This is a genomic window from Luteibacter sp. 22Crub2.1 (assembly GCF_900167995.1).
Lineage (GTDB): Bacteria > Pseudomonadota > Gammaproteobacteria > Xanthomonadales > Rhodanobacteraceae > Luteibacter > Luteibacter mycovicinus.
Window position 1 is genome coordinate 99,854 of record NZ_FUYT01000016.1, and the last position, 23,691, is coordinate 123,544.

21 protein-coding genes are annotated in these 23,691 nt (G+C 65.4%); 4 read left to right on the forward strand and 17 right to left on the reverse strand.

Translation table 11 applies throughout. The features are described 5' to 3' along the window. Positions 1 to 98 precede the first annotated feature (98 nt). From tolB to B5X73_RS16985, 14 genes are all read right to left on the reverse strand, one after another. Positions 99 to 1,427, reverse strand: a complete 1,329-nt coding sequence (gene tolB / locus B5X73_RS16920; RefSeq protein WP_090352634.1) for a Tol-Pal system beta propeller repeat protein TolB — start codon at positions 1,425 to 1,427, stop codon at positions 99 to 101. Positions 1,428 to 1,537: 110 nt separating this feature from the next. After that, positions 1,538 to 2,479, reverse strand: a complete 942-nt coding sequence (locus B5X73_RS16925; protein WP_036110649.1) for a cell envelope integrity TolA family protein — start codon at positions 2,477 to 2,479, stop codon at positions 1,538 to 1,540. After that, positions 2,466 to 2,918 (reverse strand): protein TolR, encoded by a 453-nt coding sequence (gene tolR, locus B5X73_RS16930; RefSeq protein WP_043695681.1) that lies wholly within the window; start codon positions 2,916 to 2,918, stop codon positions 2,466 to 2,468. The genes B5X73_RS16925 and tolR overlap by 14 nt, the downstream gene beginning before the upstream one ends. A 12-nt stretch (positions 2,919 to 2,930) precedes the next feature. After that, complete coding sequence (tolQ, locus tag B5X73_RS16935) at positions 2,931 to 3,614, reverse strand: protein TolQ (RefSeq protein ID WP_036110643.1); 684 nt, start codon at positions 3,612 to 3,614, stop codon at positions 2,931 to 2,933. Positions 3,615 to 3,646: 32 nt separating this feature from the next. Beyond that, the gene (gene ybgC / locus B5X73_RS16940) at positions 3,647 to 4,051 is read right to left on the reverse strand and encodes a tol-pal system-associated acyl-CoA thioesterase (RefSeq protein WP_036110640.1); all 405 of its coding nucleotides are present in this window, start codon (positions 4,049 to 4,051) and stop codon (positions 3,647 to 3,649) included. Beyond that, positions 4,048 to 5,088 carry a Holliday junction branch migration DNA helicase RuvB gene (gene ruvB, locus B5X73_RS16945; protein WP_036110638.1) on the reverse strand — a complete coding sequence of 347 codons (1,041 nt, stop codon included), beginning with the start codon at positions 5,086 to 5,088 and terminating at the stop codon, positions 4,048 to 4,050. The genes ybgC and ruvB overlap by 4 nt, the downstream gene beginning before the upstream one ends. Positions 5,089 to 5,110: 22 nt before the next feature. Continuing rightward, a complete protein-coding gene (locus B5X73_RS16950; protein WP_079522652.1) occupies positions 5,111 to 7,012 on the reverse strand; it encodes a potassium transporter Kup in 1,902 nt (633 codons plus the stop codon). A 3-nt stretch (positions 7,013 to 7,015) separates the two neighbouring features. Beyond that, positions 7,016 to 7,615 carry a Holliday junction branch migration protein RuvA gene (gene ruvA / locus B5X73_RS16955; protein WP_036110633.1) on the reverse strand — a complete coding sequence of 200 codons (600 nt, stop codon included), beginning with the start codon at positions 7,613 to 7,615 and terminating at the stop codon, positions 7,016 to 7,018. Next, the gene (ruvC, locus tag B5X73_RS16960; RefSeq protein ID WP_036110629.1) at positions 7,612 to 8,133 is read right to left on the reverse strand and encodes a crossover junction endodeoxyribonuclease RuvC; all 522 of its coding nucleotides are present in this window, start codon (positions 8,131 to 8,133) and stop codon (positions 7,612 to 7,614) included. Before ruvC ends, ruvA begins: the two co-directional genes overlap by 4 nt. A 41-nt stretch (positions 8,134 to 8,174) precedes the next feature. After that, positions 8,175 to 8,924 (reverse strand): YebC/PmpR family DNA-binding transcriptional regulator, encoded by a 750-nt coding sequence (locus tag B5X73_RS16965; RefSeq protein ID WP_079522653.1) that lies wholly within the window; start codon positions 8,922 to 8,924, stop codon positions 8,175 to 8,177. Between the two features lie 50 nt (positions 8,925 to 8,974). Continuing rightward, positions 8,975 to 9,619, reverse strand: a complete 645-nt coding sequence (locus tag B5X73_RS16970; RefSeq protein ID WP_079522654.1) for an esterase/lipase family protein — start codon at positions 9,617 to 9,619, stop codon at positions 8,975 to 8,977. 19 nt (positions 9,620 to 9,638) lie between these two features. Next, a complete protein-coding gene (gene aspS / locus B5X73_RS16975; RefSeq protein ID WP_079522655.1) occupies positions 9,639 to 11,411 on the reverse strand; it encodes an aspartate--tRNA ligase in 1,773 nt (590 codons plus the stop codon). Between the two features lie 73 nt (positions 11,412 to 11,484). Beyond that, positions 11,485 to 12,048, reverse strand: coding sequence for a DUF3011 domain-containing protein (locus tag B5X73_RS16980; RefSeq protein WP_254857321.1), 564 nt, complete (start codon positions 12,046 to 12,048; stop codon positions 11,485 to 11,487). A 98-nt stretch (positions 12,049 to 12,146) separates the two neighbouring features. Next, complete coding sequence (locus tag B5X73_RS16985) at positions 12,147 to 12,458, reverse strand: FmdB family zinc ribbon protein (RefSeq protein ID WP_036110620.1); 312 nt, start codon at positions 12,456 to 12,458, stop codon at positions 12,147 to 12,149. A gap of 380 nt (positions 12,459 to 12,838) precedes the next feature. On the opposite strand from B5X73_RS16985, the gene B5X73_RS16990 reads away from it, so the two are divergent. Next, on the forward strand, positions 12,839 to 15,265 hold the full coding sequence (locus tag B5X73_RS16990) for a TonB-dependent receptor domain-containing protein (protein WP_079522667.1): 2,427 nt from the start codon (positions 12,839 to 12,841) through the stop codon (positions 15,263 to 15,265). Positions 15,266 to 15,288: 23 nt separating this feature from the next. On the opposite strand, the gene clpB is transcribed toward B5X73_RS16990, so the two are convergent. Then, on the reverse strand, positions 15,289 to 17,871 hold the full coding sequence (gene clpB / locus B5X73_RS16995; RefSeq protein WP_079522656.1) for an ATP-dependent chaperone ClpB: 2,583 nt from the start codon (positions 17,869 to 17,871) through the stop codon (positions 15,289 to 15,291). 165 nt (positions 17,872 to 18,036) lie between these two features. On the opposite strand from clpB, the gene otsB reads away from it, so the two are divergent. Beyond that, positions 18,037 to 18,822: a trehalose-phosphatase gene (otsB, locus tag B5X73_RS17000; RefSeq protein WP_079522657.1), complete on the forward strand. Its 786-nt coding sequence runs from the start codon at positions 18,037 to 18,039 to the stop codon at positions 18,820 to 18,822. Continuing rightward, positions 18,819 to 20,234, forward strand: a complete 1,416-nt coding sequence (gene otsA / locus B5X73_RS17005) for an alpha,alpha-trehalose-phosphate synthase (UDP-forming) (protein WP_079522658.1) — start codon at positions 18,819 to 18,821, stop codon at positions 20,232 to 20,234. Before otsB ends, otsA begins: the two co-directional genes overlap by 4 nt. 10 nt (positions 20,235 to 20,244) lie before the next feature. Here otsA and pgeF read toward each other — a convergent pair whose 3' ends face one another. Both pgeF and rluD read right to left on the reverse strand, forming a co-directional pair. Then, entirely contained in the window at positions 20,245 to 20,979 is a 735-nt protein-coding gene (pgeF, locus tag B5X73_RS17010; protein ID WP_079522659.1) for a peptidoglycan editing factor PgeF, read from the reverse strand. A gap of 2 nt (positions 20,980 to 20,981) precedes the next feature. Beyond that, positions 20,982 to 21,956: a 23S rRNA pseudouridine(1911/1915/1917) synthase RluD gene (gene rluD / locus B5X73_RS17015; RefSeq protein WP_036110604.1), complete on the reverse strand. Its 975-nt coding sequence runs from the start codon at positions 21,954 to 21,956 to the stop codon at positions 20,982 to 20,984. 69 nt (positions 21,957 to 22,025) lie between these two features. Here rluD and B5X73_RS17020 point away from each other — a divergent pair, with 69 nt between their 5' ends. Next, positions 22,026 to 22,853 carry an outer membrane protein assembly factor BamD gene (locus B5X73_RS17020; RefSeq protein WP_079522660.1) on the forward strand — a complete coding sequence of 276 codons (828 nt, stop codon included), beginning with the start codon at positions 22,026 to 22,028 and terminating at the stop codon, positions 22,851 to 22,853. Positions 22,854 to 23,691 lie beyond the last annotated feature (838 nt).

Sequence of the window (23,691 nt, forward strand, 5' to 3'; positions counted from 1 at the left end):
AAGCGGCTACCGGTTAATTGTCGTCCGCAGAAAAGGCGCGGAATATCCGCGCCCTTCCCTGGACGTTGCCGACGCCGCGCCCCCGAAGGGTCGCCGCATCAGCGCTGTCGATAGGGTCCCCACGACGGTTCGCGCACGTCGCCGTCCGAGAGGACGAGGCGCTGACGCACGGCACCATCTGCCGAAACCGCATACAGGACGCCGCGCGTACCCTGCGATGCGGCGTAAAGCAGCATGCTGGCGTTGGGCGCGAAGCTGGGCGAATCGTCCACGTTACCCGGGGATACGAAGCGCACCTGCCCGCCCAGACTGCGGTCCATGATGGCGATACGATACACGTTCCCGTTGCCCTGCACCATCGCAATCTGCTTACCGTCATAGCTGACGGAAGCGCTGGCGTTGAAGCCACCCTGGAAGGTCACGCGGGTGGCCGCGCCGCCGGCGGCGGACATCTGGTAGATCTGGGGCTTACCCGAGCGATCCGAGGTGAAGAGGATGCTCTGGCCGTCCGGGGTGAAGGTCGGCTCGGTGTCGATCGCGAAGTTGTTGGTCACCCGCGTTTCGGTGCGGCTGGCCACGTCGATAACGAAGATCTCGGGGTTACCCACGTAGGACAGGCTCACCGCCAGCTTGCTGCCATCGGGCGACCAGGCGGGAGCGCTGTTGATGCCGCGCGGGTGCGAGGCGATCAGGCTGCGCGAGCCCGTATTGATGTTCTGGATATAGACCGCCGAATTGCCACTCTCGAAGGAGACGTAGGCGATCTTGCTGCCGTCCGGCGACCAGGCCGGCGAGAGCAGCGACTCACGCGAACGGGCGACGACCTGCGGATTGAAACCGTCCGAGTCGGCTACGATCAGCGAGTAGGTCGCGTTGTTACCCACGCCCACGGCGGTGATGTAGGCGATGCGGGTCCAGAAGGCGCCTCGGACACCGGTGATCTTTTCATAGATCTGGTCGGCGATCTGGTGGGCGACGCCACGCAGGTCACCCGCCGGCGCGGTGAACGACTGGGCCAGCAGGCTCTGCTGCTTGTTCACGTCCCACAGCTCGTAATCGATCTTCAGGTTGCCGCCGCCGGCGTCGCTGATGCGGCCGATCGTGAGGAAATCCTGCTTGAGCAGACGCCAGGTGGCGAACTTGATGTCCGAGCCCTGAGACGGCGTCTCGACGATGTCGGCCTTGTCCAGCGAGCGGAACTTGCCGGAGCGGTTGAAATCCGCGCGAATGACGTCGGCGACGTCGGTCGGAAGCGGCGCACCGCCAGCCTGGGCGAACGGCACCACGGCAATCGGGGTAGCCGTCTTCAGGCCGCCGACGATGTCCACATTGAGGGACTGGGCAGCGGCCGGACCGGCCACGAAGGCGGTCAGGGCAACCAGGAGGATGGCGAGGCGGGAAAGCATTCTGCGCATGGGCGGATTCATTGCGACCTGGGGTTGGGGGACGGCGACGGCATGTTAGCGCGCTGGAAGCGGCCAGCGTGACCCGAATATGAACCGCCCCGCCCGGCGCAGCCGGGTCGGGGCGCGACACATCATTGCGGCCTGAACGTGAAGGTGAGGTTGCGCTGGAAGACGTCCTCGAAGCCCTGATAGGGCAACGGCTGGGCGCGCAGCACCGCGTTCTCGATCGAGGCCTTGCCCGCCGCGTCGTAAGGACAGCTGGCATCGGCCTTCGCGCTGAGCACCTGCCCACCCGGAATCTGGGTGATATGCACCGCGCAAGGCGCGTCCGGCATATTGTCCGGGCGCAGCCAGTTCGGCGTCACCGCGTTCTGGATGGCGGCGATGTACAGAGCCTGCTTGCTGTTGTCCTTGCCGTTCTGGCCGGTCTGAACCTTGTCGGCAGGGGGAAGATTCTCCCGGCCGTCGTCCTTGGCGTTGGCCAGATCCTTCAGCTGCTGCTCGGCTTGCTTCTTCTTGCTGTCGGCCTGCTTGGTCTGCGACTTGGCGGCATCGAGCTGCTTGAAGATCTCGTCGATCTGCTTCTGCTTTTCTTTCTTCTTCTCTTCCTGCTGCGCATCCAGCTCGGCCTGACGCTGACGCTGCTGCTCTTCCTGCAGGCGCTTCGCATCCTCGGCCTTCTGCACGGCGTCGTCGACTACCTTCTCCTGGTCTTTCAGGGCCGGCGTCTTGGGCGGAGGCGGCAGCGTCTCGACCTTGGGCTTCTCCGGCTGCGGCGGCGTCGGCGTGGGCTGCGCGGGCGGTGGCGGCACGGTGTTGGGCACCGGCTTCTGCGTGTGCTTGGGAGGCGGCGCGCCCGTCGGACCGATCAGGGTCGCTTCGATGATCTGACCCGGCAACTGGATGGGCGCCGGACACTTCAGCGGATTCCAGTCGGCGGGCAAGCCGATGGCGTCGGCCCACTTTTCGTAGTCCGAGCACGGGATGATCGCGAGGCCAAGGAAGGCCACGATACCGATGTGCAGGAGCGCGGCGAGGACGACCGCGCGCGGCGTACCGTTACGGTTTTCCATTCTGCGCGCCCGACTCCGGCTGGCTCATCAGGCCGATCTTGGAGACGCCCGCTTCCTGGAGGATCGGGAGGATCTGGTAAACCTTGCCGTAGCCCACGCGCTGATCGCCGGCGACGAGCACCTGAAGCTCGGGATTGGCATCGTGGAACGCCGTGATCTTGCTCTTGAACTCGTCGGCGCTGACCGGCTCACGCTTGGTGCCGTTCGCGGTGAGGTAGATCTGCCCACCCTCGTCCACCGAAACGACGATCGGGTCTTTCTTGTCCTGCAGGGACTTGGCGTTGGTCTGCGGTAGCTGGATGTCGACGCCGAGGTTCATCATCGGCGTGGTGACCATGAAGATGATCAGCAGCACGAGCATGACGTCGATGTACGGCACGACGTTGATCTCGGACTTCAGCTTGCGCTTGTGACGGCGATGTACGTTACGCGTGGCCATGGGGCGGCGGGCTCAGGCGACGTCGTCGGCGTGGATCTGGCGCTGCAGCACCGAGGAGAATTCCTCCTGGAAGACCTCGTAACGCGACGCGACGCGCTCCACCTTGGTGGCGAAGCGGTTGTAGGCCCAGACGGCCGGGATGGCGGCGAACAGGCCCATGGCGGTGGCGATCAGAGCCTCGGAGATGTGCGGGGCGACGACCGAGATGGTCACGTCCTTCATCTCACCCAGACCCTGGAAGGCACCCATGATGCCCCAGACGGTACCGAACAAGCCGATGTAGGGGCTGATAGAGCCAACGTTGGCGAGGAATTCGAGGTTCTGCTCGAGCTTGCCGATCTCGCGGGTGCCGGCCACGCGCATGGCGCGCTCGGAGCCTTCCATGATGCGGTCGGCATCGGTCACGCGGCGCTGGCGCTGACGCGCGAACTCGCGGAAACCCGCCTCGAAGACGTTCTCGATGCCGTGCTGCCCCTCGCGGTTGCCCACCTCGCGGAACAGGGCGGCCAGGTCGGCGCCGGACCAGAAACGGTCCTCGAAGGTCTCGGCGTTGTCGTGGGCGGTCTTCAGCTGGCTGTACTTGCGGATGATGATGACCCACGACAGGAACGAGAAGACGAGCAGAAGCAGCATCACCAGCTGCACCGGCAGGCTCGCTTCCGCGACCAGCTTGAAAATGTTCAGTCCACCGTTCATCGCTTGAAGGCTCTCCGCCGGGTATCTGGGGCTTAGGTAATAGGGAAGGTCTGGGGGAACAGCCCGGCCGGAATCTGGGCCGGACGCATCGTGTCGAGGTTGACGCAGGCTGCTCGCACCGTGGCTCGCAACAACGTCGTGCCCCCACACACGATCTCCTGACCGAACAGCATACTGGCTGAACGCCTCTCTTTGACGGCGACCGTGACCTGGAGTTCATCATCCAGACGGGCCGGACGCAGGAAGTCCAGGTGCATCTCGCGGACCACGAAGCCGAGCGAGGTGGATTCCCTCAGGGCCAGCTGGTCGATGCCCTGGGCGCGCAGCCATTCGGTACGGGCCCGCTCCATGAAGCGCACGTAGTTGGCGTGATACACGACACCACCGGCGTCGGTGTCTTCCCAGTAGATGCGGACAGGAAAGCTGAAATCGCTCATGCGTCGTCCGAAAACAGGTCCGGCATGGCCGTCTGGCGCGGGGGCGGATTGAGCCCGAGGTGGCGCCAGGCCTTGGCCGACGCCATGCGGCCGCGCGCGCTGCGGATCAGATAACCCTGCTGGATCAGGTAGGGCTCGACCACGTCCTCCAGGGTGCCGCGATCTTCGCTCAGGGCCGCCGCGAGCGACTCGACACCGACCGGACCACCCTCGAAGTTCTCGATAATCGTACGTAGCAGGCGGCGATCGAGGTCGTCGAAACCTTCCGCGTCGACCTTGAGCATGTCCGTCGCCGCCCGGGCCAGGGCATGGGTGATCTTGCCGTCGCCCCGCACTTCGGCGTAATCGCGCACCCGGCGCAGCAGCCGGTTGGCGATACGCGGGGTACCGCGCGAGCGCCGGGCGATCTCGATCGCGCCATCCATATCGCAGTCGATGCCGAAAATTTTCGCGGCACGCCGGACGATCGCGGTCAGCTCGTCCACGCTGTAGAACTCCAGCCGCTGGATGATGCCGAAGCGGTCGCGCAGGGGGCCGGTGAGCAGGCCCGCGCGTGTGGTGGCGCCAATCAGGGTGAAGGGAGGCAGATCGAGCTTGATCGACCGGGCGGCAGGGCCCTCGCCGATCATGATGTCGATCTGGAAGTCTTCCATCGCCGGATAGAGGACCTCCTCGACCACGGGCGACAGCCGGTGGATCTCGTCCACGAAGAGGACGTCATTGGCTTCGAGGTTGGTCAGCAGCGCGGCGAGATCGCCGGCGCGCTCGAGAACCGGCCCCGAGGTGGAGCGCACATTGACGCCCAGCTCGTTGGCGATGACGTGGGACAGCGTCGTCTTGCCCAGCCCCGGGGGCCCGAAGATCAGGACGTGATCGAGTGCACCCTGACGACGACGCGCCGCTTCGATGTAGATCGACATCTGCTCGCGCACCGTCTCCTGGCCGAGGTATTCGGCCAGGCGCTTCGGCCGGATGCTCGCCTCCAGGGCGTCGTCATCCATGGCGGCGGTGGCGGAAATAATGCGGTGCTCGGACATGCCCGCATTATGGCATGCCGCCTCAGATCTCGACCTGCGCGCCCAGCTCGATCAACCGGTTGCCCGGAATCTGAAAGAACGCCGTGGCCGGCATCGCGTTACGCGCCAGGAAGGCGAACAGCTTGTCGCGCCACAACGCCATACCCGGACGGCGGGCATCCGCGACGATCGTTTCGCGGGACAGGAAGAACGTCGTGTCCATCATGTCGAAGTCGAGTCCTCGCGAGCTGGCACGAGACAGCGACAGCGGAATGTTGGGATCCTCGGCGAAGCCATAGCGCAGCTGCAGCCCGAAGAAGCCGCCACCGTACTCGATGACTTCCATCCGCTCGTCGAAGTCCGCCACCGGTGTCTCCAGCATTTCGACGGTAAGCAGGACGTTGCGCTCGTGCAGCACCTTGTTGTGCTTGAGGTTATGCAGCATGGCGTGCGGCACGGCGTTCTGGTTGGCCGTGAGGAACACGGCCGTCCCCGGCACGATCAGCGGCGGGTGATCGGCGATATTCGCGACGAAGGGTTCGAGGGCCAGGCCGGACTGCTTGATCTCGCGAACCACCAGCTCCCTGCCCCGCCGCCACGTCGTCATCATGGTGAAGATCACCACACCGAGCACCAGCGGGAACCAGCCGCCATGAGCGATCTTGAGCGCGTTGGCACCGAAGAACGCGAGATCGGTGATGAGGAAGATGACGCCGACGGTGATGACCGCCGACCAGTGCCAGTTCCAGCGACGGCGCGCGACCACCAGGGCGAGCAGCGTCGTCATCGTCATCGTACCGGTCACGGCGATGCCGTAGGCCGCGCCCAGATTGTTCGACGAGCGGAAGCCGATGACGGCGAGGAACACCAGCACCATCAGCAGGCGATTCACCCAGGGCACGAAAATCTGGCCGGACATCTCGTGCGAGGTGTGCACGACGGCCATGCGCGGCGAGTAGCCCAGCGACATGGCCTCGCGGGTCATCGAGAACGCGCCCGAGATGACGGCCTGCGAAGCGATCACGGCGGACGCCGTCGCCAGCGCGATCATCGGATACAGGAGGTCCTCCGGGACCATCTTGTAGAACGGGTTCTCGATGGCGGTCTGATCGTGCAGCAGCAGCGCGCCCTGCCCGAAATAGTTGATCAGGAGCGCCGGCAGGACGAAGAAGAACCAGGCCAGGCGAATCGGCTTCTTGCCGAAGTGCCCCATGTCGGCATACAGCGCCTCACCACCGGTGAGTGCCAGCACGACACCACCAAGCGCGATGAAGGCGGAGCGGCCGTGCTCCGTGAAGAACTTCACGGCGTAGTACGGATTCAAGGCCCAGAGCACCTGCGGATGCTGGATCAGCTGGCGCAGCCCCAGCCACGCTAGCACCAGGAACCACAGCGTCATGACCGGCGCGAACGCCTTGCCGACGATCTCGGTGCCGTGCCGCTGGATCGCGAAGAGCACCACCAGGATGACCAGGCAGATCGGCACCACGTAGGTGTCCAGCGATGGCGCGGCGACCTCCAGGCCCTCCACCGCCGAAAGCACGGACATCGCCGGCGTGATCACGCCATCGCCATAGAACAGCGAGGCGCCGAAGATGCCGATCGCGGCCAGAACCCAGCGCGCCCTCGGCGAACCGCTGACGCTGCGCTGCGCCAGCGCCATGAGCGCCATGATGCCGCCCTCGCCCTTGTTGTCGGCGCGCATCACGAAGGTGACGTACTTGAGCGAGATCACCATCAGCAGCGACCAGAAGATCAGCGAGAGCACGCCGAGCACCGCGGCGGGCTGCGGCGTCATGCCGTGCGTGCCGAGCGTTTCCTTCATCGTGTACAGCGGGCTGGTGCCGATGTCGCCGAAGACGATACCGATGGCGCCCAGAGCCAGCGCGGCCAGTTTCTTGCCGCGCGCGTTCTGGAGTTCTTCGGCGGGATTATGATGGCCCATGGCTCAGCCCCCCAGGGCGGCGCGGAGCGCCTTGCGGATGATGGCTTCGGCGGTGTCGCCGTCGGCGGCCGCCTTCTGGACCAGACGCGACGCTTCGACCGGCTTGTAGCCCAACTGCTGAAGGGCCACCGTGGCTTCACTCACGGGGTCGACCGGCGCGGACACGCCCGCCCCCATCGCCGCCGGCAGGCGCACGCCCACCGCGTCGACGCGGTCACGGAGTTCCACGACCATCCGCTCGGCGGTCTTCTTGCCGATGCCCGGAATCTTGGTCAGGGCCACGACGTCGCCCGCATGAACCAGGCGCGACAGCTCATCGGTCGACACGCCCGAAAGCACGGCCAGCGCGATCTTCGCGCCGATACCGCTCACCTTGAGCAGGTTGCGGAACATCGCCCGCTCGGCTTCGTGCATAAAGCCGTAAAGCGACACGCCATCCTCTTTCACCGCGTAATGCGTGAGAAGGATGACCTCCTTGCCGGTCGCCGGAAGGTCGTAAATGGTCGACATGGGAGCGTCGACCTCGTAACCCACGCCACCCACCTCGATGAGGAGGGAGGGCGGCTGCTTGCTGATAAGAGTGCCTCGCAGGCGGCCGATCATCGGCGACGTCTCCATGCCGTGCGCGGGATACCCACGCGTTCAATGCTGGAACGGGTATGCGCGTGGGCGATCGCGATCGCCAACGCGTCGGCGGCGTCCGCCTGGAGCGGACCCTTGATACCGAGGATCATCCCGATCATGTGCTGGACCTGGGTCTTGTCGGCGCGGCCGGTACCGACCACCGCCTGTTTGACCTCGGTCGCCGCGTACTCATGCACGACGATTCCCTGGCTGACAACGGCACACACGGCCGCGCCACGCGCCTGACCCAGCTTCAGGGCCGAGTCGGCGTTGCGCGCCATGAACACACGCTCGATCGCGGCTTCCGCGGGAGCATGCGTACCGATGATGGCGCAGAGTTCGTCAAAGATGCGTTTCAGCCGGAGGGGAAAGGTCGCTTCCCCGCCGACGACGAGCGCGCCATGCCAGACATGGGTGAGCGCGCCATTGTCGGCGACGTCGATGAGACCGACGCCCGTACGCTGGCTACCCGGATCGATACCGAGGATGCGGGTCATGACAGCGAATTAATACGCAAGACGATAAGGGGGCGGAGGCGTCACGCCTCGTCCGCATCCTGCGTCGGGAGAACGGCGTTGTGGTAGACCTCGTCGACATCGTCCAGCGCGTTGAGCCGGTCGAGAAGCTTCTCGAAATGCTCCAGCGCCTCGCCGGTCGGCGTGACCAGGGGGCCGTTGGGCCGCATGACCACGTCGGAGCTTTCGACCTCGAAGCCCGCCGCCACCAGCGCCTTGCGCATGGCCTCCACGGCGATCGGGTCGGCGGCGAGCAGCACCGTACCGACACCATTCTCGATGACGATGTCTTCCGCGTTGTTTTCGATCGCGGCCTCTTCGAGCTTGCCCTCGATGTCCGCGTCGCCGCCGGTATGGATCAGCACCTGACCCACACGGGTGAACTGGAACGCGACCGAGTTGGTCGTCCCGAGGTTGCCGCCGAGCTTGGTCAGCGACGCGCGGACGTCGGCCACGGTGCGGGTCTGGTTGTCGGTGACGCAGTCGATGATCAGCGCGGTGCCCGCCGGACCGTAGCCCTCGTAGCGAACCTCGTGCATGTCCGCCCCGCCCTCGGCACCCGAACCGCGCTTGATCGCGCGATCGATGGTGTCCTTGGTCATGTTGGCGCCCAGCGCCTTGTCGACAGCCGCGCGCAGGCGCGGGTTGCCGTTGGGATCGGGCACGCCGCCACGGGTGGCGATGGTGATTTCGCGGATCAGCTTGGTGAACACCTTGGCGCGCTTGGCGTCTTCGGCATTCTTGCGACCTTCGATGGAAGGGCCTCTACCCATGTTCGATTCCTGGACTTACCGGACGGACGAGGGCGCGATTCTATCCGCAATCACGTCGGGGGGCTAAGGGGGGTATCGAAACGCCCCTCCCTCAGGAAGACACCGACCTGCCTGGCGACGTCCGCCGACACCAGCATGCCGGTGTGGCTGGTCTCCAGAACGCAGTGCGCGCAAAGCCCCGGCAGGCGGGTTTCTTCCACGCCGACGGAACCATCGTGCTCGGCACCGAGTTCGCCGACGAACGCCCCCAGACCGACCGGCATGCGGCCGGCGATCATGCCGACCTCGCGGGGACCGTCCCAGCGGTCCAGACCGTGCTCGAGCAGGCCCCGGGCGCGTCCGAGCAGCATGTCGCCGCCCCAGCGGTGGGTCAGCCCACGGGCCGCGCCACTGCCATTGAGCGGCGAACCGAGACATACGATACGACCCTGGGGCAGGTCCTCGTCGCGGCAGGCCAGCAAGGCAAGGATGCCGCCCAGGCTGTGCCCCACCACGTGGACGGGCCCGGGCCCCAGATGGCGGATGCGCTTGCGCAGCCGCGCGATCGCCTGCTCCGGCGGCGCGGCCACACTCATGTATTCGAACTGGTGAACCCGGAAACCTTCCTCGCGCAGCCGCCGGCTGAGCATCGCCATGGCGAAGCCCCGCATCCACAAGCCATGGAGGAGCAGGACATCGGCAGGCGAGTCACTCATGGACACGAGGCTCCGAGGGTCAGGCTTTCAGCGCCTCCGCGGCGGCGACGCGGACGTGCAGTTCTTTCAGCTGCGGCTCGGAGACCGGCGACGGCGCATCGGTCATAAGATCCTGGGCGCTGGTGGTCTTCGGGAAGGCGATGACGTCACGGATGGATTCCGTACCCGCCATGAGCGCGGCGATGCGGTCGATGCCGAAGGCCAGGCCGCCATGGGGCGGCGCGCCCATGCGCAGCGCCTTGAGGAGGAAGCCGAACTTGGCCTCCGCCTCGTCCGCGCCGATGCCGAGCAGGTCGAATACGGTGCTCTGCATCTCGGGACGGTGGATACGGATGGAGCCTCCACCGATCTCGTTGCCGTTGAGGACCATGTCGTAGCCGCGGCTCACGGCGTCAGCGGCATGGGCGCGAAGATCGGCTATGTCGTCGACCTTCGGGGCGGTGAACGGGTGATGGAGCGCGACGAAGCGTTTTTCCTCGTCGTCGTACTCGAACATCGGAAAGTCGGTGACCCACAGCGGTTTCCAGCTGTTTTCGACCAGACCGCGATCGCGACCGACACGGATACGCAGGGCGCCCATGAAGTCGGTAACCGTCTTCCATGCGCCTGCACCGAAGAACACGATGTCGCCGTTGCCGGCGCCCGTGAGCGACAGCACCTGCTCGAGCGCGGCGTCGTCGAGGAACTTGGCCACCGGCGAGTTGATGCCTTCGCGACCCTTGGCGAGGTCGTCGACCTTCAGCCAGGCAAGGCCCTTCGCGCCGTAGCGACCCGCGTATTCGGTCAGACCGTCGATGTCCTTACGCGACAGATCCGCCGCGCCAGGCACGCGCAGGGCCGCCACGCGACCGGCCGGATCGTTGGCGGGGCCGGAGAAAACCTTGAACTCGACGTGCTTCACGGCCTCGGCGATGTCCGTCAGCTCGAGCGCGATGCGCAGGTCGGGCTTGTCGGACCCGAAGCGGCGCATGGCCTCGGCATAGGTCATACGCGGGAACGACGCATCGAGCTCGACCTTGCGCACTTCGCGGAAGACGTGGCGGATGAGGTTCTCGACGAAGTCCTGGACGTCACGCTCCTCGACGAAGGCGAACTCCAGGTCGAGCTGGGTGAATTCCGGCTGGCGGTCGGCGCGAAGGTCTTCGTCGCGGAAGCAGCGGGCGATCTGATAGTAGCGATCGAACCCGGCCATCATCAGGATCTGTTTGAACAGCTGCGGCGACTGCGGCAGCGCATAGAACTGGCCAGGGTGCACGCGGCTGGGGACCAGATAGTCGCGCGCGCCTTCCGGCGTGGCCTTGGTCAGGATCGGGGTTTCGATGTCCTGGAAACCGGCGGTATCGAGATAACGACGCAGTTCGCGGACCAGTGCGGTACGCGTGCGCATCATCTGCTGCATCTCGGGACGGCGCAGGTCGAGGTAGCGGTAGGTCATCCGCATGTCCTCGTTCGGCGTCTCGTGCTGCGCGAACGGCAGGTCGCGGGCTTCGTTGAGGATCTCGACGGAATCCGCCAGGAGCTCGACGGTGCCGGTCCTGAGCTTGTCGTTAGGCGACAGACGCTGGCGAATCTGGCCCGTGACGCGGATGACGAACTCGTTTCCCAGATCGCCGGCGACGGTGAAGGCGACGGCATTCTCGCGCTCGATCACGACCTGGGCGATGCCCTCGTGGTCACGAAGGTCGACGAAGGCCACGTGGCTCTGCAGGCGAAGGGTGTTGACCCAGCCGCACAGGGTGACTTCCTGACCGATCAGCGACTCGTCGATGAGTCCGCAAAAATGAGTGCGCATGCGCTTGAAGCTTCGTGGGAAAAGACCCCGGATCGTAACACGACCGGGGTCCCCAGACGCCGACGGGAGCCGCTCAGCGGCCGATATCGAACTTCGCGCGGCAACCGTGATCGGCCCAGATGCCGTCCCGGGTGAAGCCGTAGCTGTAGCCCTCGCGACAGGAGGCATTGGAGTTCTGTTCAACCAGGCGAGCACCTCGACCGAGTGGCCAGCGGCAGAACACGCGCTTGTTGTCTTCGCTGTCGCAGGAGACGATCTGGCCGCTGTTGCCGCCATACCCCGGACGACCGCCACCGGGACGACCATCGTCACCCCAGCCCGGCCGACCGCCATCGCCCCAACCCGGACGGCCGCCGCCGCCCCAGCCACCGGCCTCCTGGAAGATGCCGCGGCAACCGTCGTCGACCCACAGGCCGTTGCGGTCCATGTCCCAGGTGCGACCCCGTATGCAGGCGGTCTTCGAATCCTGGCGGATCAGGCGGGCGTCACGCCACGGCACCCGGCAGTAGGACCGGCGGCCGTTGTCGCTGAAGCAGTTGACCGTGTCGCCGCCGCGCTGGGCATGGGCGACGTGCGGCGTAGCGAACAGGCCCGCGCCCAGCGCCAGCATGCCGACCAACCCAAGAATGCGTTTCATACCCCTGACCTCCGATGTGTGTGGCGCAAAAACTATCGGAAGGATCCGCAACGCTGTTTGAACGGATCGCAGGAAAACGTTGCCGCCACGGCAGGCCGTCAGTCGCCCGTGGACTTCGAACCCGCGGCGGGAGCCGGCGCGGGCGCGGGCGCCGGGGACGGAGCCGGCGCAGCGGCCGGCGCGGGCGCCCCGGACGAGCCTTCCGCAAGATTTCGCTTCTTGTCGCCGTCTTTCTTGAAATCCGTCTCATACCAGCCACCGCCGGCAAGGCGGAACTGCGGCGCGCTCAGCATCCGGCCGACCTGCGGTTCGCCGCAGCTGGGGCACACCGATGGATCGGCGTCCGACATCTTCTGCAGCCGCTCGAAACGATGACCACAGGCCTTGCACTGGAATTCGTAGATGGGCATGACGCGGGAGCCTTGGGATTCAGCCCGGCATTATCTGGCCGGCGCGGGGATTTTCAATGATCCGCCCGGCGGCACGAACGCGGAACCGGGCACAGGATTTTGCATTGCACCAACATGGTCTTACGAGCCAGTTTCGTGCCAGACCCTTAAAAAAAGGGCTCTTCATGCCTTCGTTTCACCATTATGGCGCATTTGTTACGAGCGTGTTGACGCACCGCAAGGTGCGTGCATAGCGTGAATCCAACGCGGCACTTTCGTCCGCGTCCGCGGGGTGTCCCGCCTCGCGTACCGTAGCTCGCCCTGGGGACCCATCAATGACGACAGGCAAGACCCTACGACGCAAACCGTCGGCCAGCTTCTGGCTACCCGCGCTTGGCCTCATGATCGTGACGCCCGGCTATGCACAGGACGCCACACCGCCCCCCGATACGAAGGAGGCACGCCAGCTCGATCAGGTGGTGGTCACGGGTACACGCAGCACGACACGGACGGAAGCGAATTCGCTTTCCCCCATCGACGTACTTTCGCCCAAGGATCTTACCTCAACCGGCAGTACCGACCTCGCCACGGCGCTCGGACGCCTGCTGCCCTCCCTGGACTTTCCACGTCCCGCGATCAACGACGGTAACGACGCGATCCGCCCAGCCAGCCTGCGCGGCCTGTCCCCTGACGCCACGCTGGTCCTCGTCGACGGCAAGCGCTATCACACGTCGGCACTGGTCAATTACAACAACTCGGTGGGACGCGGCGCCGCACCGGCCGACCTGAACTCCATTCCGATCTCCGCGATCGACCACATCGAGGTGCTGCGTGACGGCGCCGCGGCGCAGTACGGATCGGATGCGATCGCCGGCGTGATCAACGTCGTGCTCAAACACGGCGCCGGCGAAGGCAAGAACTCGATCAATGCCAACTACGGCATCATGGACAAGGGCGACGGCGAAACCAACGGTATCGACGGGTCGCTCGGCATCGACCTCGGCGGCAAGGGAGCCGATGCGAAGGGCTGGGCGCGTATCGCGTTCAACTACCAGAATTCGATGAACACCAACCGCGCCTCGCCGGTGAGCCTGTTCACCCCGGAAGAGGCCGCCGACGGCAACGTCGCCCACCAGCGTTACGGCGACCCTGCGGTAAAGACCTACCAGGTACTGACCAACTTTCAGTACGCGGTCGCGCATAACGTCGACGTCTATGGCTTCCTCAGCCTCAGCCGTCGTGACGTCGTCTCCAACGGCTATTACCGCGGCGCCACCAACGCGCGCAACGTACCCGACGTCTACCCCGACGGTTTCCTTCCGCAGATCGTCAACCATACCAACGACTCCACCGGCGTACTCGGTGTCAAAGGCGTGACCGACGGCGGATGGCGCTGGGACGCCTCCGGCAACTACGGCATCAACAGCCTGGTGTTCGACGTACAGAACAGCATCAACACCAATCTGTACTACTCCACCGGCGCGTCGCCGACGTATTTCAACGCGGGCACCTTCAAGAACTCGCAGGCGCTGGCCAACATCGACATCGGCAAGGACTTCAGTGTCGGCTGGCTGCCCAACCCCCTGACGCTCGCCTTCGGTGCCGAGTACCGCAAGGAGAAGTACCAGATCGATGCGGGCGATCCGGAGTCGTACTACTTCAATCAGAACACGCTGATTCCGGGCACGGACACGCCGTATGCCGGCGGTGCGCAGGTGTTTCCGGGCCTCAACCCGACCGCTGCCGGAAGCTTCACGCGACACAGCGAGGCGGCATACGTCGACCTCGAAACCGACCTCACCGACAAGTTCTCCGCCGGGGTCGCCGGCCGCTACGAGCACTACAGCGACTCCGGCTCGACACGCTCGGGCAAGCTTTCCGCGCGCTACCAGTTCGTGCCTGAGTTCGCGCTGCGCGGCACCATCTCGAACGGCTTCCGCGCACCGTCGCTGGCACAGCAGAACTATCAGTCGGTCGTGACCATCATCGACCCCACGACCGGCCAGCTTGCGCAGACCGGCACGTACCGCACCTCCGATCCCGCGGCCGTCGCCCTCGGCGCCAAACCCCTGAAGCCGGAGAAATCCGCGAACTACAGCCTCGGCGCGGTGTGGGAACCGACCGCGGATTTCAGTGCCACGCTCGATGTCTACCAGATCCGTATCTGGCACCAGATCCTCTACTCCGACACCATCAGCCTCACGGACCCGTTGCTGGCGGCGTATTTCAACAGCGTGGTACCCGGCCAGCAGGTAACGGCGATTCAGTACTTCGCCAACTCGGCCGCCACACGCACGCGCGGTGCCGATCTGGTCCTGAACTATCGCGTGCCGACGACGAGCTTCGGCCAGTTCAACCTGCTGGCAAGCGGCAACTACAACAAGGTGAAGGTGCTCTCGGTCGGGGCGACACCAGCCGTGTTGCAGGAGAACTCGTCAGGCCCGATCGAACTCTTCGGCCGATCCAGCCAGGGCATCCTGACCAGCGCAACACCGCGAACGAAGTTCCTGCTCGGTGCCGACTGGACGCTTGGTGGATTCAACGCCCATGCGGACCTGACTCGCTACGGCTCGGTGATCCGCGTAAATACGGATCCGAGCACCGACCAGAAATTCCCTGCGCGCTGGCTGCTCAATCTTTCCGGCGGTTACACCATCGGTCAGTGGAACTTCGGCGTCGGCGTGGATAACGTCACCAACCAGTACCCGCAGCGCGTGAAGCCGACCAACAGCGGCGAGGACTACTTCAGCGGCCTGCAGTACTCCGCGCTGTCGCCGTTCGGCTTCAACGGGCGGTATTACTACGCGAAGGTGGGGTTCCGGTTCTGATGAACCGGAACGTGTAGGAGTTTTTATGCCGCCTCGAAGATCAGGTGATTTCCATCCGAATCGACCCGGATGGTCTGCCCGGGCGAGAACGCCCCCTGCAGGATCCGCTGCGCCAGCGGATTCTCCAGTTGCTGCTGGATAGCCCGCTTGAGCGGGCGCGCACCGTAGACCGGATCGAACCCCGCACTCCCCAGCAGATCGAGCGCCTTGTCACTCAGTTCCAGCGACAGCTGACGATCGGCCAGACGCTTCGCGAGGTAATCCAGCTGGATGCGGGCGATCGACCGGATCTGCTTCTTGTCGAGCGGACGGAACACCACCAGGTCGTCCAGGCGATTGATGAACTCCGGACGGAAGTGCGCCTGCACGACACCCAGCACGGATGCCTTCATCTGCATGTAGTCGGCCTCGCTGTCGCCCGCCTGCTCCTGGATCAGGTTGGAGCCCAGGTTCGAGGTCATGACGATCACGGTGTTACGGAAATCGACCGTGCGACCCTGACCGTCGGTGAGACGACCGTCGTCCAGCACCTGCAGCAGGATGTTGAACACATCCGGATGCGCCTTCTCGACCTCATCGAGCAGGATCACGCTGTACGGACGACGACGCACTGCTTCTGTCAGGTAACCACCTTCTTCGTAACCGACATAGCCTGGAGGCGCGCCGACGAGGCGGCTTACGGAGTGCTTCTCCATGAACTCGCTCATGTCGATGCGGACCATCGCGTCCTGCGTATCGAACAGAAAGTCCGCCAGCGCCTTGCACAGTTCCGTCTTGCCGACGCCCGTGGGGCCGAGGAAAAGGAACGAGCCATAAGGACGGTTCGGATCCGACAAGCCGGCACGAGCGCGACGAATCGCATCCGACACCGCGCGCACCGCCTCTTCCTGCCCGACGACACGGGCGTGCAGCGCACTCTCCATCTGCAGGAGTTTTTCGCGCTCGCCTTCGAGCATCTTGTTGACCGGAATACCCGTCCAGCGAGCGACGACTTCCGCGATCTCCTCGGCCGTCACGCGGTCCTGCAGCAGCGTGAAGTCCTGCTTTTCCGCCTGTTGCGCGGCCGCCAGTTGCGCTTCCAGAGCGGGCAAACGGCCGTACTGGATCTCGCTCATCGCACCGTAATCCTGGCGACGCTGTGCGGCTTCGAGTTCGAGGCGAGCCTGTTCGATCTGCTCCTTGATCTTCGTGGCGCCCTGCAACATCGCCTTTTCGGACTTCCATACCTCGTTGAGGTCCGAGAATTCGCGATCGAGGGTTTCGATATCCGACTCGAGGTTGGCGAGGCGCTGCTTCGACTCGTCGTCCGGCTCCTTCTTCAGCATCTCGCGCTGGATTTTCAGCTGGATCAGCCGGCGTTCGAGGCGATCGAGTTCCTCCGGTTTGGAGTCGATCTCCATGCGGATACGCGATGCCGCTTCGTCCATCAGGTCGATGGCCTTGTCGGGCAGCTGACGATCGGGGATGTAGCGCGCCGAAAGCGTGGCGGCCGCCACGATCGCCGGGTCGGTGATCTCGACACCATGATGGACGGCATAGCGCTCCTTCAGCCCGCGCAGGATGGCGATCGTGTCTTCCACGCTCGGCTCACCCACGTAGACCTTCTGGAAGCGACGCTCGAGCGCGGCATCCTTTTCCACATACTTGCGGTATTCGTCGAGGGTCGTGGCACCGATGCAATGCAGTTCGCCACGCGCAAGCGCCGGCTTGAGCATGTTGCCCGCGTCCATCGCGCCGTCGGCCTTGCCCGCACCGACCATGGTATGCAGCTCGTCGATGAACAGGATCACCCGACCTTCCTGCCTGGACAGGTCGTTGAGTACGGCCTTGAGGCGCTCCTCGAATTCGCCACGGAATTTCGCGCCCGCGATCAGCGCGCCCATGTCGAGCGAAAGGACGCGTTTGTCGCGCAGACCTTCGGGCACTTCGCCATTGACGATGCGCTGCGCCAGGCCTTCGACGATGGCCGTTTTGCCCACGCCGGGCTCACCGATGAGCACCGGATTGTTCTTCGTGCGGCGCTGAAGCACCTGGATCGTGCGCCGGATTTCCTCGTCACGGCCGATCACCGGATCGAGCTTGCCGTTCTCAGCCCGTTCGGTCAGGTCGATGGTGTACTTCTCAAGCGCCTGCCGCTGCTCTTCGGCGTTCTCGGACTGCACCTTCTCACCACCGCGCAGCTTCTCGATCGCGGCCTCGAGGCGCTCCTTCGTCGCGCCCGCGGCCTTGAGCGCACCACCCACTTCGCCACGATCCTCCAGCGTCGCCAGGAGGAACAGCTCACTGGCGATGAACTGGTCGCCACGCTGCTGGGCCAGCTTGTCAGTGAGGTTCAACAGGCGGTTGAGGTCGTTGCCGAGGTTGATGTTGCCCTCCTGGCCGCTGACGCGCGGCAGGCGGTCGAGGATCTCGCCCACACGCTGGCGCAGCGCGGGTACGTTCACCCCGGCCTGGGTGAGCAATGGACCCGTCGAACCGCCTTGCTGGTCGAGCAGCGCGACCAGGACGTGGGCCGGCTCGAGCATGTTGTTGTCGCGGCCCACGGCCAGCGACTGTGCGTCCGCCAGGGCCTGCTGGAAACGCGACGTAAGTCTGTCCATTCGCATCGTAAGGTGTCTCCCAAAAGGTGATGGCGCGACCCGGGACCTCCCCGCGACCGCCTCTGGCGCAAGAGATGCGGCTCGAACATTAGTCCTTCAACGGTCAAAAGCGAGCACTTTTTTCACGCGAGCGACGGCATCCTCGGGGGATAGCCGCCCGATGGAAACGCCGTGACAGCCGACCGCGACACCTTGCCCCGTCCACCTGTGGATCTGATCGACAGCCGGACCGCTCTCTTCCTCGACGCCGATGGCACGCTCCTGGCGTTCGCCGACGACCCCGCCGCCGTCGCGCCCGCGGACGGCCTGATGGATACGCTGGATGCCCTGCGCAGGGAACTCGGTGGTGCCGTGGCACTGGTCAGCGGACGGGCCATCGCCGGGCTCGACGCGATCTTCCATCGTCCGGACTGGGCAGCTGCCGGGCAGCACGGCCTGGAGCGCCGGGACGACAAGGGCCAACTGGTGACGGTGCCGGTCGACGAGGAAGCCCTGGCCCGGCTGCGTGCGACGGTGCACGCCCTCGCGGCGGAACTGCCGGGGGTTCGGGTGGAAGACAAGAGCTGGTCGGTGGCGCTGCACTGCAGGGAACACCCCCGCTACGAAGCCGAACTGGCCAGACGCACGCCGGAGATCGCGGCGGCGTTTCCCGGCTTCGAACTCCAGCCGGGCAGCTACGTGTTCGAGTTCAAGCCGCGCGGCATGGACAAAGGGGTGGCGGTCGCCGCCTTTCTGGCAGAAGCGCCCTTCGCGGGCAGACGCCCGGTCTATCTGGGTGACGACCTGACCGATGAGCACGCCTTCGCCGTCGTCAATGAACGAGGCGGCGCGTCCATCCGGATCGGCACGCGGACCCCGTCGCAAGCCGCTTTCACATTGTCTAGCCCGAGCGACGTTCAGAATTGGCTGGATTCCGTGAAAGCCACGTTGACGCAAGGAGCCGTACGCGCACAATGAGCCGACTAGTCGTCATATCGAACCGCGTGGCGCTGCCTAAGCAGACGCAGACCGGTGGCCTTGCCTCCGCGATGAACGCGGCGCTGCAGGAAATGGGCGGCCTCTGGTTCGGCTGGAGCGGCAACATCGCCGCCGAGACCGGCAAGGAGCTGCACGAAGTCAGCGACGGACACATCGAATACGCCACGATCGACATGTCCAAAGCGGACCATGACGACTACTACAGCGGCTTCGCCAACCGCGCGCTCTGGCCCCTGTTTCACTACCGGGGCGATCTGGTCGACTACCGGCGCGACCACCTCGAAGGCTATTTCCGGGTCAACCGGGCATTCGCCAAGCGCGTGGCCAAGCTGCTCAAGAAAGACGACATCATCTGGGTACACGACTACCACCTGATCCCGCTGGCTTCCATGCTGCGCGAACTGGGCGTCGAGAACCGGATCGGCTTCTTCCTGCACACGCCCCTGCCGGCCGCCGGTCTTCTGATCACGCTGCCCCGCCATCGCGAACTGCTCGAGCCGCTGGCTTCCTATGATCTGGTCGGCCTGCATACGCAGCGCGACCTGCGCGCGCTGGAAGATTATTTCCTGCACGAACTGGGCGCGGCGATGCGCACGGGTGGCCGGATCCGCGCCGCCAACGGTCGCATCTTCCGCGCCGGCGTCTTCCCGATCAGCATCGATACGGCCGAAGCGGTCGAGCTGGCCCATCGCGCCGAAGACAGTGGTGCGGTCGCCAAGCTCCGGGCCAGCATCGACGATCGCCAGCTGATCATCGGCGTCGACCGCCTCGACTATTCCAAGGGCCTGCCGGAGCGCTTCGAGGGCTTCGCGCGGCTGTTGCGCGACCACAAGGACATGCGCGGCCGGGTCTCGCTCCTGCAGATCGCCCCGCCTTCGCGCTCGGACGTTCCGGAATACCGCTCGCTGCGCCGCGAACTCGAGCGCAGCGCCGGTCACATCAACGGCCAGTACGCCGAGCCCGACTGGGTGCCCATTCGCTACGTCAACAAATCCTTCGGGCACAAGGTGCTCGCCGGGTACTTCCGTGTGGCCAAGGTCGGCCTGGTCACGCCCCTGCGCGACGGCATGAACCTCGTCGCCAAGGAATACGTGGCCTGCCAGGACCCGCAGGATCCGGGCGTGCTCGTGCTGTCGCGCTTTGCCGGTGCGGCCCAGGAACTGGACGCCGCCCTGCTGGTGAATCCGTCCGATCTGGACGAGGTGTCGGAAGCGCTCAAGCGAGCCCTCGAGATGCCCCTGAAGGAGCGGCGCATGCGCTGGCAGTCGATGATGGACGTGCTCGAGCGGAACGACATCACGACGTGGCGTAACGCGTTCCTGCATGCGCTGATGGAACCGCCCAAGGTGAAGCCGGAAATCTACGTGCAGCGGCCCATGACGGCCCCCTGAGGCCGTCGCCTCAGCGGGTCCAGATGAGGCTGGCGAAGCGGCCGCTGGCCGCACCGTCGCGACGATAGGAGTAGAGCCGGTCGTCGCGGAAGGTGTCGAAGCCGCCACCGGACACGTTCGTCACTCCCGCACGGGACAACTTGCGCTGCGCCAGCACATACAGATCGCAGTGCCAGTGTCCGGGCCGCGTCGGCGTGAAAGCCGCTTCGGCGCCCGGATCCGTGTCGACGAAGGCCGCACGGACCTCCTCGCCCACTTCGTAAGACGCTGCACCGATCGCGGGCCCCAGCCAGGCCTGAACGCTATCGGCATCCATCCGGGCCACGGTGCGCTCCAGGACACCGGCCGCCAGTCCGCGCCAGCCAGCGTGAGCGGCGCCGATGGTCTCGCCATCCGTCGAAGAAAAAAGCACCGGCAGGCAGTCCGCCGTCAGGATGGCCAGGACACGGCCCGGCCCGCGTGCGATCGCGGCATCGGCCACGGGCTCTTCACCGTGGGCGCCCGGTGCGTCGGCCACGTCGACACCGTGGACCTGGCGCAGCCACAGCGGCGCCTCGGGAAGCCCGAGGGCCGGCAACAGCGCCGCGCGGTTGGCGGCCACCGCCTCCGGCGCATCGCCCGAGCGCAGGCCCAGATTGAACCGTCCGTACGGACCGACCGATACGCCGGGGCCGTTCCGGGTGGCGACGACGGCGCCGACGCCCGAGGGCGCCATCCAGTCCGGAACGATCCAGGCCTCGGTCATGCTCAGTCCTCGATCGGATGCAGCTCGGTGTCGAGCCGCAGCGTCGCGATCAGGGCGTCCTGATCCGCAGGCCGCGGCGAATCGAACTCGAGACGCTCACCGCTGATCGGGTGGTCGAAGGCCAGCTTCTCGGCATGCAGAGCCTGCCGACGGAAGCCGCGCAGGGCGTCGATCAGCTCCTGGCTGGCGCCGCGCGGCAGGCGCAGCCCGTTGCCATAGAGCTGATCGCCGACCAGCGGATGGCCGATATGCGCCATATGCACGCGAATCTGATGGGTACGCCCCGTCTCCAGGTTGCACTGGAGGACGCTGTGCGAGCGGAACCGCTCGCGCACCCGGTAATGGGTGATCGCTTCCTTGCCGCCGTCCACCACGTCGCGGACCCCCTGCTTCAGGCGATCGTGCTGGTGACGGCCGATCGGCTGATCCACCGTACCGCCAGCGACCATGGTACCGAGGACCACCGCTTCGTACTGCCGGTGGACGTCGTGGCGCGAAAGCATGGCGACCAGGCCCGTATGCGCCGCCAGGGACTTGGCGACCACCATGAGACCCGCCGTGTCCTTGTCGAGGCGATGCACGATACCGCCGCGTGGCAACTCGGCGAGCGACGGCGCGTGATGCAGCAACGCGTTCAGCAGGGTGCCCGCCGGATTGCCCGCCCCGGGATGGACGACCAGCCCCATAGGCTTGTCCAGCACCAGGAGGTCGTCGTCCTCATAGCGGATGTCCAGAGCGATATCCTCGGGCAGGGCGTGGACTTCCGCCTCCAGCTCCGCTTCCAGCACCACGTGCTCCCCACCCCGGACGAGATGCCGCGGAGCCACCCGGGCCCCGTCCAGCAACAGTTTCCCGTCCTTGATCCAGCCCGTCAGGCGGGATCGGGAGTAATCGGGGAACATCTCGGCCACGGACTGGTCGAAACGCCGTCCAGCGGCCGTCACCGGTACCGTGGCTTCATGCCGGACCGTCGTCATACCGACCCGCCCGGCCGAAGGCCGGTTTCGGCTATCATGCCCATTCGCTTAAGCATCCGAACTCTCTCAATGCGTGCAACCAAGATCACCATTCTGCTCGTCCTCGCCCTGTCGATGAGCGCCTGCTCGATGTTCCGCAGCAAGAAGGAGACGATCGACACGATGCCGGTCGACCGGCTGTATGCCAATGCTCACAACTCGTTGGAGCATTCCGATTACGCCGCGGCCGAGAAAGCGTACCAGCGACTGATCGCTCGCTTCCCGTCGGGTGACATCAATGAACAGTCGCAAATCGAACTGGCTTACGCGCAGTACAAAGACAACAAGCCGGACGACGCTTACTCGACGATCAACCGCTTCATCAAGACGTTTCCGACCCGCAAGCATGCAGATTATGCCTATTACCTGCGCGGTCTGATCAATTTCGATCGCACGGGCGGCATCATCGAGCGCTATCTGCAGCGTGACAACTCGGGTTCGACCCGTCGCGACCAGGGTTTCAACCTGACCGCATTCGACGATTTCAGCCAGCTGACGCGTCGTTATCCGAACAGCGCCTACGCCACCGACGCCCGCCAGCGCATGATCTTCCTGCGCAATCAGCTGGCCCGCTTCGAGATCAACGTGGCCGAGTATTACCTGCGCACCAAGGCCTATATCGCTTCGGCGGATCGCGCCCAGTACGTGATCGAGCACTACCAGCAGTCGCCGGAAACGGGCGACGCCCTGGCCATCCTGACCCGCAGCTACCTCGGTCTCGACCGTCAGCCGCTGGCGGACCAGAGCCGCAAGGTGCTGGCCCTGAACTATCCGGACCACCCGTACCTCACGGACCCGAACTGGCCGCACCACCCGTCGGTCTGGCGCAAGGCGATCCCGTTCTCGGGGCACCATTGATCCCTGGATGACGAAGAAAACCGGCGAAAGCCGGTTTTTTTTGCGGGCATGTTTGTCTGGGCTCGGCTTCGCCGTCGCGTTTAGCTTGCCGGGGCATTGGATGTCGCCTGTAAGAGCCGGCGGATGCCACCCTCGCGTCCACGCCTGCGGCGACCCCTCAGGGAAAGGCCGCTACCGCGGCCGTATCTCAATGGCCTTCGGCCGGGTCGGGCTCCGACTGGGGGTTTTCGAGTCGGCTGTCCCTGCCTCCCCGAAAACGGCCGGTCATCCCTGACCGGCCCCCTGCGGGCCTCTTCCAGTCGGAGCCCTCGCCTGCGGCTACCGGACGCGAGGGTGGCACCCGCCGGCTCTTTGGGGGACTGAGGTTGCGGGTGGGTCGAGCGGCGGTGCGCTTCGTTGGCTGGGACCGCTCGCTTGCCTGGGGTGTATGGCCTCGTTCGCCTTAGCGAGGCTGAGGGTTCGCGAACAGGGTTCGCTCCTACGGTCGATGCGAGGCGTGCGTGCAGGCAGGCAGGCAGGCAGGCAGGCAGGCAGGCAGGCAGGCAGGCAGGCAGGCAGAGCATGCGGCGGGAGGTATGAGGCGTGCAACGTGCGGCGGCCATGCAGGCGGCGGTGGCTTTGGTGCGGCCAGCGTGCTGGCGATCGCCAACGAAACGGTGAAGCCGCACCCCGCTCGACCACCACCCCACCTCAGTGCTGGAAAGAGACGGCGGGGGTGACCCTCGGGGCCGGTAGCCGCAGGCGAGGGCTTCGACTGGACAAGGCCGCGAAGCGGGGCCGGTCAGGGATGACCGGCCGTTTTCGGGGAGGCAGGGACAGCCGACTCGAAAACCCCCAG